The organism is Yoonia sp., assembly GCF_046498525.1.
Taxonomy (GTDB): domain Bacteria; phylum Pseudomonadota; class Alphaproteobacteria; order Rhodobacterales; family Rhodobacteraceae; genus Yoonia.
In genome coordinates this window covers 1-12,232 of record NZ_JAWOAN010000117.1, presented here as the reverse complement: position 1 = coordinate 12,232, position 12,232 = coordinate 1, and the positions used below count along the sequence as shown (strand labels likewise).

General features: G+C 58.2%; 12 protein-coding genes. 2 read left to right on the top strand and 10 right to left on the bottom strand.

Annotated features, from left to right (window positions below):
* Positions 1–76 precede the first annotated feature (76 nt).
* Positions 77–820 carry a VPLPA-CTERM sorting domain-containing protein gene (locus tag R6T97_RS08185; protein WP_410348796.1) on the bottom strand — a complete coding sequence of 248 codons (744 nt, stop codon included), beginning with the start codon at positions 818–820 and terminating at the stop codon, positions 77–79.
* A 547-nt stretch (positions 821–1,367) separates the two neighbouring features.
* Between R6T97_RS08185 and R6T97_RS08180 the strand changes: the two genes are divergently transcribed.
* On the top strand, positions 1,368–2,015 hold the full coding sequence (locus R6T97_RS08180; protein ID WP_410348795.1) for a VPLPA-CTERM sorting domain-containing protein: 648 nt from the start codon (positions 1,368–1,370) through the stop codon (positions 2,013–2,015).
* 89 nt (positions 2,016–2,104) lie between these two features.
* Here R6T97_RS08180 and rfbA read toward each other — a convergent pair whose 3' ends face one another.
* The 5 genes from rfbA to R6T97_RS08155 form a co-directional block, all read right to left on the bottom strand.
* Entirely contained in the window at positions 2,105–2,974 is an 870-nt protein-coding gene (gene rfbA, locus R6T97_RS08175; protein WP_410348794.1) for a glucose-1-phosphate thymidylyltransferase RfbA, read from the bottom strand.
* The gene (rfbD, locus tag R6T97_RS08170; protein ID WP_410348793.1) at positions 2,971–3,819 is read right to left on the bottom strand and encodes a dTDP-4-dehydrorhamnose reductase; all 849 of its coding nucleotides are present in this window, start codon (positions 3,817–3,819) and stop codon (positions 2,971–2,973) included. The genes rfbA and rfbD overlap by 4 nt, the downstream gene beginning before the upstream one ends.
* Positions 3,816–4,856, bottom strand: a complete 1,041-nt coding sequence (gene rfbB / locus R6T97_RS08165; RefSeq protein WP_410348792.1) for a dTDP-glucose 4,6-dehydratase — start codon at positions 4,854–4,856, stop codon at positions 3,816–3,818. Before rfbB ends, rfbD begins: the two co-directional genes overlap by 4 nt.
* 4 nt (positions 4,857–4,860) lie before the next feature.
* The gene (rfbC, locus tag R6T97_RS08160) at positions 4,861–5,418 is read right to left on the bottom strand and encodes a dTDP-4-dehydrorhamnose 3,5-epimerase (RefSeq protein WP_410348791.1); all 558 of its coding nucleotides are present in this window, start codon (positions 5,416–5,418) and stop codon (positions 4,861–4,863) included.
* Between the two features lie 112 nt (positions 5,419–5,530).
* Positions 5,531–5,737: a hypothetical protein gene (locus tag R6T97_RS08155; RefSeq protein ID WP_410348790.1), complete on the bottom strand. Its 207-nt coding sequence runs from the start codon at positions 5,735–5,737 to the stop codon at positions 5,531–5,533.
* A gap of 763 nt (positions 5,738–6,500) precedes the next feature.
* On the opposite strand from R6T97_RS08155, the gene R6T97_RS08150 reads away from it, so the two are divergent.
* A complete protein-coding gene (locus tag R6T97_RS08150; protein WP_410348789.1) occupies positions 6,501–7,226 on the top strand; it encodes a VPLPA-CTERM sorting domain-containing protein in 726 nt (241 codons plus the stop codon).
* 80 nt (positions 7,227–7,306) lie between these two features.
* On the opposite strand, the gene R6T97_RS08145 is transcribed toward R6T97_RS08150, so the two are convergent.
* From R6T97_RS08145 to R6T97_RS08130, 4 genes are all read right to left on the bottom strand, one after another.
* Positions 7,307–7,948 carry a rhomboid family intramembrane serine protease gene (locus R6T97_RS08145; protein WP_410348788.1) on the bottom strand — a complete coding sequence of 214 codons (642 nt, stop codon included), beginning with the start codon at positions 7,946–7,948 and terminating at the stop codon, positions 7,307–7,309.
* Positions 7,936–9,249: a hypothetical protein gene (locus R6T97_RS08140; RefSeq protein ID WP_410348787.1), complete on the bottom strand. Its 1,314-nt coding sequence runs from the start codon at positions 9,247–9,249 to the stop codon at positions 7,936–7,938. The genes R6T97_RS08145 and R6T97_RS08140 overlap by 13 nt, the downstream gene beginning before the upstream one ends.
* A gap of 3 nt (positions 9,250–9,252) precedes the next feature.
* A complete protein-coding gene (locus tag R6T97_RS08135; RefSeq protein WP_410348786.1) occupies positions 9,253–9,852 on the bottom strand; it encodes a polysaccharide biosynthesis/export family protein in 600 nt (199 codons plus the stop codon).
* A gap of 127 nt (positions 9,853–9,979) precedes the next feature.
* The coding region (locus R6T97_RS08130) for a tetratricopeptide repeat protein (protein ID WP_410348785.1) at positions 9,980–12,232 on the bottom strand (2,253 nt) is incomplete at its 5' end.

Sequence of the window (12,232 nt, the reverse complement as noted above, 5' to 3'; positions counted from 1 at the left end):
AAACTCACAATGACTATTATGTTAAATAAAGCGACACGCAGGCTGGTTACAGCCCGCGTTTTTGTTTGTGCGTGTATCAGACGGCTTTGCGCCGCCGGGCGGCAAAGCCCAGACCACCAAGGGCTGCCAACAGCAGGAAGCCCGCGGCAGGCAGTGGTACGGGTGATACGGTCACTAGGTTCTGATGCGCGCTTTTGCCTTCGGCGTCACTAGCGCTTTCCAGAAAGGTCAGGCGATATTTTTGGTCATCAGTGTAGCCAGCTGCGAGTCCTAGATACGTGTTGGCCTGTTCTATCACATCAGCGTTTTCCGAAACTGCGAACACGCCGTCGCCTGCATCCCAAACTTTTTTACCCTCAGCATCAACATTTTTCTCATAAATAGCTTCCCACAGGGCCACTTGAAAGCCTGCTGCTTGCAAGCCGTCTGATACGGTGACCCCACCAAAGTTCGCGTCAAAAACCTTTTGCACAAGAGATGTGTCGATCGTCAGACTGTTGCTGAAGGGTATATCGGTTTCACTATAAGTTGCTGGCACATTCTTCGGTGCCAACGCGCTGCCCAGATCAAGACACCACGCGAGAAAGCTTGCAAGCGAGGTATCGGCGGGACCGGTCATGTTGAAGCCGAAGGCATAGACCTCGCGGTTAAACTCCGTGGGCTCGTCGATATATACGGTTTGCAACGAATTGCCGTTACTCTCGCTGACACTGGGTCCCGCATAAGTAAGACTGATCGTCCCGGCCGTTGCTGTGCTGGCCAGCAGCGACAGGGCTACCGCCCCGGAAAAGAGGGAAATTCTTGATGGAAAAACAGACATCGGATCACTCGCTCATGAAATTACACTTACAGCCGCAATCATGCCACAATCTTGGCGGCGATAATAGGTCTTAATGCGCAAACGCCACTTTCTGCAACGCAAACTTGCCTAGCGTCCCGGTGATATGAACAGAATAAGAATGGGAGCATACACTGTTTCCGTTCGCACTACATTCACCCACTTTCGAGGGGGCGGAACGCAACCTTCGGTGCCGTCTATGGCTTGCTGATCCGGGCAGATCACCAATGGCAAAAGGGCAGGGCAAACGAATCAGTCCGTTTTGCGGTAGACGCCGTTTGATGATGACTCTTTGCTTGTTGCGTCCCTATAACCGTGTAAAAATATGGTTAAAGAAGATTGAAGTAGTGTTAAACACACTTTTAGGGTGTATTTATTCAGATTTTACGATGTTCTTTGTGTCAGAGCCTCAAATGTGTCATGATTGAGGCAGACTTGATTGCGGGTGTTATTTTCGTCCCGCGACGCGAGCAGTTTTGAGAACTTCAAGCGTATCAGTAGACGCATTTACAAGTGACGGAGAAAACTGATGATTAGTAAAATGAAAACAATAGGCGCGACGGCGGCATTCGCCACAGCGATGATGTTGAGTGCGCAGGCGGCCGGCGCGACGACTATTGAGATAAATTGTAACACACTAAATTTCACCGAATCTACAAGTTGTATTGCGCCAGTATCGGGCGGTCCTGGTGGCAATGTTACCGGGAGCGTTATGGACGAGTACTCAAATACTGACATCTTCACAACTGAAGGTGCTTTTGGGTATACTGGCTGGGACGAGCTTGACGGCTTCAACATCGACCAAGACCAAAGTCTCCCTTCCACGCAAACGGGCAGACTGTTCAGTTTTACTTTTACCGTGACCGACGGCTATAGATCTGGCACCTGGACGTTGAATGATGGCTATACATGGGGTGATGGTGTATATGCTTTTGCCCTTAAAGGTTCAAATGATAATGCCGTCTATTTGATGGACACGGATTACACTTCCGGTACATGGAGTATGAGTGACATAGTTACTGGAAATGATAATAACCCAGATCTGTCAAATATTACTTTATTGGGCACAGATGACTTGTCCCCTATTCCCCTCCCTGCAGCGGGCTGGCTGTTGCTGATGGGTCTTGGCGGTCTTGGCATCGCCTCACGCCGCAAGAGCAAGGCGCAGACGGCCTAAACTAGATACGCCGACAGTTTAAGATAAAACAAAAGACCGCCACTGGCGGTCTTTTTTATGTCCGCGATCTGAGAGCGACGCGCTGCCGCCTAAACCAACCCCCGCAAATAATCTCCGTAAGCATTCTTCCCGAACATATCTGCCCGTGCGATCAGTTGCGCCGCGTCGATCCGGCCCTGAAGAAAGGCGATCTCGTCGGGGCTACCCATTTGCAGGCCTTGTCGTGCCTCCAGCGTGCGCACGAAATTGCCCGCGTCCAGCAGGCTTTCGTGGGTGCCCGTGTCCAGCCATGCATAGCCACGGCCCATGGTTTCCACCGTCAGCGTGCCTTCGGCCAGATACATTTCCAGCAGCGTTGTGATTTCCAGCTCTCCCCTTGCTGACGGGGTGACCTGCGCAGCCTTATCGGGCGCTGTGCCATCAAGGCAATAAAGGCCGGTAACCGCGTAATGCGATGGCGGCACTTGGGGTTTTTCCACGACGGCGCGCACCGCCCCGTTTGCGTCGAAATCCACCACGCCATAGCGTTCGGGATCCGCCACACGGTAGCCGAAGACCGTGCCGCCCGTGGTTTGTGCATCCGCGCGCGCCAGCAATTCCGGCAGGCCGTGGCCGAAAAACAGATTATCCCCGAGCACCATCAGCGAGGGTGCTCCCGCCAGAAAATTCGCCGCCAGCAGATAGGCCTGTGCCAGACCGTCAGGGTTGGGTTGCATGATCCATGTCAACTGCAGGCCCCATTGGCTGCCATCACCCAGAATACGCTGAAACTGCGCCTGATCCTGCGGCGTGGTGATAATGGCGATCTCGTCCAGTCCGGCCAGCATCAGCACCGACAACGGATAATAGATCATCGGTTTGTCATAGATCGGCAAGAGCTGTTTCGACACGCCCATGGTGATCGGATAAAGCCGCGTGCCCGACCCGCCTGCCAGAATGATCCCTTTGCGTTTGGTCATATGTGGTCCCTCTTTGCGGCCAGAACGGCGGCCAGTCCTTTGCGCCAGTCGCAGGGTTTTACCGCGAAATCCCGCTGCGTAGTGTCACAGTCCAGCCGTGAATTGAGTGGCCGCGCGGCAGGTGTGCGGTAGGCGCTGGTCGGGATGCCGGTGACCGTCACTGCCTTGTCCGTTTGCGCGAATATTTCGCACGCGAAATCCGCCCAACTGGTGTCGGGCTGGCCTGCATAATGGTAAACGCCGCCCTGTGCGCCGTCTTGCAGCGCGCGCGCCATGACGAGCAGGGTGGCCGCGATATCCGCCGCTGGCGTCGGCCCGCCGATCTGGTCATCGACCACGTTGAGCGCATCGCGGGTTTCCGACAGGCGCAGCATAGTATTGACGAAATTCGCGCCATGGCCCGAAAATACCCACGACGTGCGCAGGATCGCAAACTGCCCGCCTGCTGCACGCACGCCCTCTTCGCCCATCAGTTTGCTGCGGCCGTAGGCGTTTTGCGGATCGGTCGGGTCATCGGGGCGCCAACGCGCGGTGCCCTGCCCGTTGAAGACATAATCGGTCGAGATATGCACAAACGGGATGCCCCGGTCGGCACAGGCCTGCGCCATGGCAGTGGGGGCGGCGGCATTCACCTGCATCGCGGTGTCGGTGTCCTCCTCGGCCCAGTCAACGGCGGTATAGGCGGCGGCATTGATCACCACGGCGGGCGCATGATCCGCGATGGCCTGCGCACAGGCGGCCGGATCGCGCAGATCCGCCGCATCACGGCCCAATGCGGTGACAGCGGCCTGATCGCGCAAGGCGCGGGCGACCTGCCCTGTCTGGCCAAAGACCAGTATACTCACGCCTTGACCCCCAGCCGCGCGCCAACCCCGTCACGCGATTGCAGCGCACGCCACCAGTCTTCGTTGTCCAGATACCATGCGACAGTGCGTTCCAACCCTTGTTCCAGCGTGACCGAGGGCCGCCAGCCCAGTTCATCGCGGATGCGGGCAGGGTCAATGGCATAGCGCGCATCATGGCCGGGCCGGTCGGCGACATGGGTGATCAGGCTCGCATAGGGGGCATCTGCGGGACGCAGCCGATCAAGAATAGCGCAGATCGTCTGCACCAGATCAATATTGCGCGCCTCGTTTTCGCCGCCGATGTTATAGCTGCGGCCAGTAGCGCCTTCTTGCAGCACCAACAGCAGGGCATCGGCGTGATCTTCGACATAAAGCCAGTCGCGGATATTCTCGCCCTGCCCGTAAACCGGGATCGGCTGGCCCGCCAATGCGTTCAAAATCACCACCGGCACCAGCTTTTCGGGGAAGTGATAAGGGCCGTAATTGTTGGAACAATTGGTCATGACCACGGGCAGCCCGTAAGTTTCATGCCAGGCGCGCACCAGATGGTCGCTGGCCGCCTTGGACGCGGAATAGGGGCTGTGTGGATCATAGGCGGTGGTTTCCGTGAACAGGCCCGTGGGACCAAGGCTGCCGAACACCTCGTCGGTAGAGATATGGTGAAAGCGGAAATCCTGCGGTTTGCCGCGCGCCTGCCAATAGGCGCGCGCGGCCTCAAGCAATGTATAGGTGCCGGTGATATTGGTGTCGATAAACGTGCCGGGTCCGTCAATAGACCGGTCCACATGGGATTCCGCGGCCAGATGCATCACAGCGTCGGGTTGGTGTTCGCTGAAAATCCGGTCCAGTGCCGCACGGTCGCGGATATCGGCTTGTTCAAAACTGTAAAGCGGGCTGTCCGCCACTGATGCCACGTTATCAAGACAGGCCGCATAGGTCAGTGCATCAAGGTTGACGACGTGGTGTCCGCGCGCCACCGCCAGCCGCACCACAGCAGAGCCGATAAACCCAGCGCCACCGGTGATCAAAAGTTTCATCCGTTCATCCGTCATAGGTAAAGGGCGTGGTGAAATCCGCAAAGACAGGGGCGGTGGCATCCTTGTCAGACAGGGTCGGTGCGGTCACACCCCAGTCGATCCCAAGACTGTCCCACCGCACGGCACCATCGCACTCGGGGACATAAGTGTCGGAACATTTATACTGCACCTCGCAGTCGGGTGTGCGGGTGATGAAACCGTGCAGGAACCCTGCCGGCACGAACAATTGCTGGCCGTTGTCCGCAGATAGTTCCACCCCGACCCATTGGCCATAGCGGGGCGAACCGGCCCGGATATCCACCGCCACATCCAGGATCGCTCCGCGCGAACAGCGCACCAGCTTGGCCTGCGCATGAGGAGGGCGCTGGTAGTGCAACCCGCGCAGCGTGCCGGGCTGGGCGGAAAACGAATGGTTGTCCTGTACGAATTCGGGCAGATTACAGCCTGCCTGCGCCAATGCTTGCCGGTTCCATGTCTCGGAAAACCAACCGCGTTCATCGCCGAAACGACGGGGCGTCAGGATCAGCACGTCGGGCAGGGATGTGACGGTAATCTGGGTCAATACACTGTCAATTCATGGCGTGGAATATATGCGATGTATGAAGCAGAACCCAAAGCCATGGCAAGGGTGTCGGCGTACCAATCCAATAGCGCAGCCGTACGTTTCGAGAATATCAGCGGCGGATCATATCCGCTTGGGGTAAATCAGTCTGCTCGGGTTTTGACACGCTGGTAGCAGCCAGGATAGCCAACGGTACCCCATACCCGGCGACGAAATAGACGACAACGGCCATAGCCCAGCCCTGATCGGTGAACAGTACTGTGATGATCGCGCCGAAAATGCCCATGATACCACCCAAGAGGAACGCTATGATGATCATGGATCGACCAGTTTTGCACTTTGATGCTGCATCAGCTTGGAACCTTCCGCTAGAAACGCCGCCCCCGCTTTGCTTCCGAGATCATGTTGGGATGTCATTATGGCATTTTTCAGGCATGACGCGTATGAACCTTGGCATGGTCGGTTTCCTGTTTGCAGGTTGCTGGCACAGTCTATCAAAATGGGTATTGCCAAGTCGTTAATAGCCGGTTGCACGCGTGTTATGTCCGGCATTGATGGCGTGTCGAGCGGGCGTTCGCGTAACAGCATAGCTTGTCTGTCGTCACAGATGGCGGTGGCCAAGGTGGGCGGTGAGCCTTAGCGGCAAGTGCTTGGCGGCTTTATTATTGCGACGCGTCCGAACGAGAATCTCCGGAGCATCGCCACTCATCCGGGTGAGGCGCTTGTCGTGATGCCCGATATGGTTTGGTCGGGGTCACTGTCCAACTGTCCTGCGTCGTAAAATCGTATCTTGGTGGGGTTGCCAAACGGATAACCGGGGCAGCAAACCGAGAATCACCTTCCACAGGACATCGCGACCCGGGCATTCTGTGTGTTTATCCGCTGTGATGCCTGTTTATTGTGCCTATAGGGGAAACAATTCCATGTTTGGCCGCAGTAGTCGCCACAATTCCGCCATAAAGCCGACACTTTTCCTGATTTGCATGAATAAACCGTTAACAGGACGGTTCGATTTGTGATATGACCACTATATGTTAGTTGGGCAAAAAAAGCCCGTAGAAAAGGTATAAGGGGTATTAGACATGAATAAAATTTTAATGACAGCAGCGGCAGCCTGCTTTGCACTGGGAAGTGCGGCGCAAGCCGGAACAATTACAGTATCAGAGTTCAATATCACAGCGTTCAATACTGCGACTGCTGGTAGTTCCATTATACAAGATTTTGAAAATTTGGATGGCACAGATAACTCAACGGTGTCAGCAGGCATATTGGGTGGCCCGCTAGTGACCAACGTAGGTACATTCGGTGCTCTTGACGGCGTAGGAAGTGGTACGACATGCCAGGCAAGTGGTACGTCTACCTGCACGCAGCTTTCCTTGTTCGATGATGAGAAGAATGGTCAGGATAATACAGTACCAACCAATGGTGATTGGTCTCTGAATGCTAATGATACGTACGGTATCAGGTGGGATGTTGCGGTCGGAGCAGACTTCAGCCGCTTAGTCTTTGCGCTGATGGATGCGGCCGATATTGGCGATACAGTAGTTACTATTACTGATGGTGATGGCGGCGTTGCTACATTGGAAAACCTGAGTAATGCGCAGCAAAAGTTGATCGTCGTCGACTTTGATGGACGAGTAAGTGCGGCTACTGTGACGATCCGTAGTTCCAAGCTCAACGACAGCTTCGCTTTGGACGGTGCGAGCGCTGTTGGTGTTGTGCCACTGCCCGCTGGTGGCTTGCTGCTTCTGACAGGTTTTGGTGCGCTGGCCCTGCGTCGTCGTAAGCAGGCCGCGAAAGCCGCCTGAGGCTTACTACCCAAAAACGATTGCAAACAGGGGCCAAATGGCCCCTGTTTTTTGTCTAGCCTGCTGATGGAGTTTCGTTTCTAATCCTGTTCCGCTTCCACCGCCCGCGGATCAATCAAGAGCGCAGCAATCCACCCTGTGACAAACCCGCCCAGATGCGTCTGCCAAGCCAGTTGCCCGCCCATGGCCCACCACAGCACAAGGTTCAGCCCGATCAGGAACAGCACTGCCCGCCCGATGGGCCATAGGCCTTCGTTATAGGTGAAACGGTCCACATAGGCCCAGGCAAGCAGTCCTCCGATCAAGCCGAACAGCGCCCCTGATGCCCCGACCATAGGCCGCAACCCCGGCGCCAATAGCGCGAACCCGGCCGCGCCTCCGAGTATTGTTGCGAGATATAGAAGCACGAAGCCGCGTGCGCCGACGCGCGCCAGCACGCCCCGACCGAGCGACCACAGGGTGATCATATTGACGGCCAGATGCGCCGGTCCGCTGTGCAAGAACCCGTAGGTGATGAACATCACCCAAGGTTGGGCGGGATAGTTCGCGCGCCAGTCCCCCAGCAACCCGGGCCAGAAACCGCCATAATCATAAGCCAGCCGCCGCAGCCGGTCTGGTCCGATGATCCCCTGATCTGACAGGATCAGCGCCAGTTCGATCCCGACGCATAAGGCGATCAGCCCCCATAGAACCGCGTTTCCCTGTCGTGTCAGGGGCGCCACTGAAAGCCCCGCTCAAACCCCAGAAAGACGGTGTAGTCGTCGGTATCGGCGGCCCCCGTCTCGGAACTCCAGCGGTGGGTATAGCTGGTGCGCAAGCCCCAGTCTTGCGTCAGGTCGCGGCGGTAGGTCAGCGACAGGTTGGTTTGTCGGCTATCGGCCCGCCCGGGGTCCAGACGATCGGTATCGCGCAGCGACAGCCCCGCACCGAAACTTGAAATCTGATCCAACTCTTGCTGCCATGACAGGCTGATCTGACTGTTGATCGCGCTATCGCCATCACGGTCTACCGCAAGTGCGCGGTCCACAGTCACACCATATTGCGCGCGGGGGCTTTCGTCGCTCCACGACATGCGCGCCAGCGTTTGAAGATCATCGCTGTCGAGCTGGCCAAGCCCTGCACCAAAGTTCAGGGTCCCGCGCGGCAGATCGAGGCTGCGGTCAATCCGCAGTGTGGTCAGCCGCCCGGCCGTTGTCACATCACTGCTGATGCGGCCCGATACGGCGCCATCGGGCATATCTTGGGTGGCGGACAGGGTGGCGGAGCCCCCTTCCGTGGTATCGGTGCCAAGAAGGCCGGTCTCGGTGATCCGTGTGCGGCCAAGGATCAGCGATGCGGTCAGTGCCGCGTTCACGGCCATATTCAGCCCCGCGTTCGCCGACACGCGTTGCAGGTCGGTGCCGGGGGCATCGACATCGGTTTCAGATCCCTGCGCGGATAGGGTGGCCGTCAGTCGGCGGTCGATGACAAACCGTAGCGACAAACCTGCGCTGGCGGTGTTTTCATCCAGCAATGTGGGATCGACTGTGTCCAGATAGCTGCGTTCACGGTAACCCAGATCGAAAGTGCCGCCAAAGGGCGCATCGCGTCCGAATGTCAGGCTGGCGCGTGTGTCAAGGTCGGCGCGCTGGCCGGTGCCGATAACCAGAAGATCACTGCTCAGATCGTCATCGACGACCAACGCGCTGATCTTGTCGCGCCGGTAGCTGAGCGATGCATTTACTGCAGTGGCACGACTTTCAATACCGTAGGATAATGTCAGCCGCGGTGCGCGCAGACTGTCTGTGATGTCATCATAGCCGCTTTCAAACGCTCCATCAAAACCTGCCGAAAACTGCTGTCTGCGGGTGTTGCTATCGAAGGTCGCACCAAAACCAAGTCGAGCACGCGAGTCTTCGTCTTCGTAGGATAGCCCCGGCGTGAGGCTCAGCCCGACCTGTGCGCCTGCATCCTGCGCTTGTGCAGTTCCCATAGCCACGAAACTGACAAGGCCCGCGATAAGATATTGGCATCTTTTGCGCATCGGTTATTCGAACAATCGGCGTTCGGGTACCAATATCACGTCGCCATCGACCAGCGTGAAATCATTCATCACCGCCCCATCCGACAGGGCGCGGTAGTCGATTTCCGTGATCGACTGTTGGCCGGTGGTTGGGTTGGTCCGGCGCAACTGGATGCGTTTGTCGGCGGCAAAACGCGTCAGCCCGCCGCTTTGCGCCAGTGCCTGCAACACCGTGGTGCCGCGCGGCAAAGGCTTGGCTCCGGGGGCGTTCACTTCGCCCATGAAATAGACGTCAATGGTAGCTGGTCCGGTGGATGCTGCCCGCTGGCCCGGCTGGACCGAGACAAAGACATTGGGCCGGTTGGCGAAATTCACCGCAATCCCCTCGGCGATCATGGCCTGAATCTCGCTCACGGAGCGCCCGGCAACAGGGATCGTGCCGGCAAAGGGAAAGCTGATACGCCCGTCGGGCAGCACCACAGTTGCGCGGTTAAGCGAAGTGTCTTCCAGCACCTCGATTACCAGCGTGTCACCGGGGCGCACCTGATATTGCGATTGTGCAAGTGCCATGCCCGCAATCAGGATCATAACAAGTGCAGCTGCGAAGCGTTTGAAGATCATCATATGTGTCCCGCCTTTATACTTTGTTGACGTTTTGAAGGCTTACCCAAGTTTTGCCCTTGAAATGGCCCCGCGAAAAGGGGGAAATTCGATCTGTTTGTAAATCGGGACAGAATTGGCACGGTTCGCATCACTCGGTTGCGCCTTCTGCGGTGTCATTCTGGGCCGCATCCAGCAGGGTCTGGATTTGCTGGCGTGCGGTCGCTATCTGCGGGCGGGTGTCGCCGGGCCCGGCAAGTGTGACCGCGCGCTGGAACTGCGCCAGCGCATCAGCGGGGCGGTCAAGCGCGGCATAGGTCTGGCCCAGATGGTATTGTGCCAGCGGATCATCGGGCAGGCCAGCGGCGGCGGATTCCAGATAGGGCAGTGCACCGGCACTGTCGCCGCGCCGGTGCAGAATCCAGCCATAGGTGTCCTGGACGGGGGCAAAGCTGGTGTCGCTGAACCGTCGCGCGACGGTCCAGGCACGTTCCAGGCTTTCGGCGTCGTCGCGGTAGGTTGACAGCAGGCTGGCCAGGTTGTTGGCGATCACCAGCGCGCCGGAATTCTGCGCATAAAGGTCTTCGTAGATCGCGATGGCGCCGTCGATATCGCCGTCCTCTTCCAGAAACGATGCCTTTGCCCACAGCAATGATGGTACATCCGGCAACTGCGCCAAAGCTTCGTCGATCACCGCCTTGGCCGCATCGCGGTCGCCCTTGCGCTGTGCCAGTTGACTAAGTTCCAGCCAGACCGGCGTGCGGCCCGGATCGGTCGCAAGCAGCGCGCGGAATGTGGCCTCTGCGGCCTCAAGATCGCCCGCCAGCGCCTGTGTGGTGGCCGCCATGAAGCGCAGATCGTCATTTTCAGGGTTTGCCGCGGTCATATCCAAGGCCTGCGCCAGCGCACCTTCGATATCGCCGCTGCTGATCCGGGCGCGGACAAGTGCGATGCGAGCGGTCTGATCGGCATCGGACCGGTTTGCCAGTTCCTCAAGATATGCCAAGGCGTCGTCCCGGCCACTTTGGCGGTTGATCCGCTCTGCTTCGATGCCGTTGGCGGCGGCGTCAGCGGCGGTGGTTTCCAGCCGGCGCAGCGTGGCGACGACCTGCTGGGTACGCGGGAAATCCTCCATTTCCAGATAAAGCCGCCCCAGAGCAAGCAACAGATCGGGGTTTTCGGCATTTAGCCGTAGGGATGAGATCAGGATATCCTCGGCGGGCAGATAGCTTTCGTCATTGATCAGCATCTGCGCATAGCGGATAGATTCTGCAGGCGCATTGCCCGATGCATCGACCGCGAGTGCGCGGAAATCGCGCGCCAGTTGCGGCCGACCGCTGCGAATATAGGCATCGGCCATCAGTGTCATCGCTTGCGCATCGTCGGGGCTGCTGTCCAGGGCGGTACGCAGGGCCGCGATGGCCTCTTCGGTCCGGTCGTCCGCGGTCAGCCAGCCCGCACGCAGTTTCAGCGCCTCGGCGTTTGTCGCATCCTCGGCTAGCACCTGTTCGATCCGCGCCCGTGCGCCCACTTCGTTGCCTGTGGCCACAAGCATCCGCGCCAATGTCACCCGCGCGGTCTGCACCTGGGGTGACGTGGCGTGGGCGTCAATCGCGGTTTCCAGCGTGGCGATTGCTGCGCTGCCCGCGCCTCTTGCGAAATCTAGACCTGCATCAATGATCAGGAACGGCAGCGGATCGGCGACCGTGGCGACGGTGGCGCTGATTTCTTCCTTTGCTGCGGCGATGGTGCGGTATTCGGCCAGAAACCTGATCAGATCCCCCTTGGCGGTGGGATCGTCAGCAGGAGCATCCGCAACCAGATCGCGCAGAAATGTTTCGGCTGCGTCCAGTTCGTCGCGCGCCAGATAAAACCGCAACAGCGTGGCCTTGTGCACAGTGTCATCTGGAAATTGCGTGATCATCACGCGCAACTGTTGTTCCAGACCGTCCATATCGCCAAGTTCAGCCAGGATGTTCAGCCGCTGCTGGTGATACAGGATATTGTCGGGCGCGCGCTGCAGCATCAGGTCGATCTCGGTCATCGCGCCGCGCAGGTCGCCGCCGCGCAGAAGATCATCGATCACGACGCTGCGCAGGACCATGTTGTCAGGTTGGTCTGTCAGAAGGGTTCGGGCGGCGTCCGCTGCATCGCGCCGGGCGGTGACATCATTTGCCAGCACGGCGGCGCGATACGCACGTGCGGTGCTGAGTGGGACAACGCGCGGGTCATCGGGTGCGAGTTCTGCCGCTTGTGCTCCATGGCGTTCCAGTTCTTCCCAGTTGGTGGCGGCAAAAGCGATCTGGGCCAGCGCGACGCGCGCATCCAGATCGTCAGGGTATTGTTCAGCGAGGCGGAGATACTGACTATAGGCGTGCTGACGGTTGCCACGTTCGTCCAGCAG

Excerpts from the sequence above, each read along its gene's own strand:
- rfbA (WP_410348794.1), bottom strand. The coding sequence starts at position 2,974 with ATGACCAAACGCAAAGGGATCATTCTGGCAGGCGGGTCGGGCACGCGG.
- R6T97_RS08180 (WP_410348795.1), top strand. The coding sequence starts at position 1,368 with ATGATTAGTAAAATGAAAACAATAGGCGCGACGGCGGCATTCGCCACA.
- R6T97_RS08150 (WP_410348789.1), top strand. The coding sequence starts at position 6,501 with ATGAATAAAATTTTAATGACAGCAGCGGCAGCCTGCTTTGCACTGGGA.
- R6T97_RS08135 (WP_410348786.1), bottom strand. The coding sequence starts at position 9,852 with ATGATGATCTTCAAACGCTTCGCAGCTGCACTTGTTATGATCCTGATT.
- R6T97_RS08155 (WP_410348790.1), bottom strand. The coding sequence starts at position 5,737 with ATGATCATCATAGCGTTCCTCTTGGGTGGTATCATGGGCATTTTCGGC.
- R6T97_RS08185 (WP_410348796.1), bottom strand. The coding sequence starts at position 820 with ATGTCTGTTTTTCCATCAAGAATTTCCCTCTTTTCCGGGGCGGTAGCC.
- rfbB (WP_410348792.1), bottom strand. The coding sequence starts at position 4,856 with ATGAAACTTTTGATCACCGGTGGCGCTGGGTTTATCGGCTCTGCTGTG.
- R6T97_RS08140 (WP_410348787.1), bottom strand. The coding sequence starts at position 9,249 with ATGCGCAAAAGATGCCAATATCTTATCGCGGGCCTTGTCAGTTTCGTG.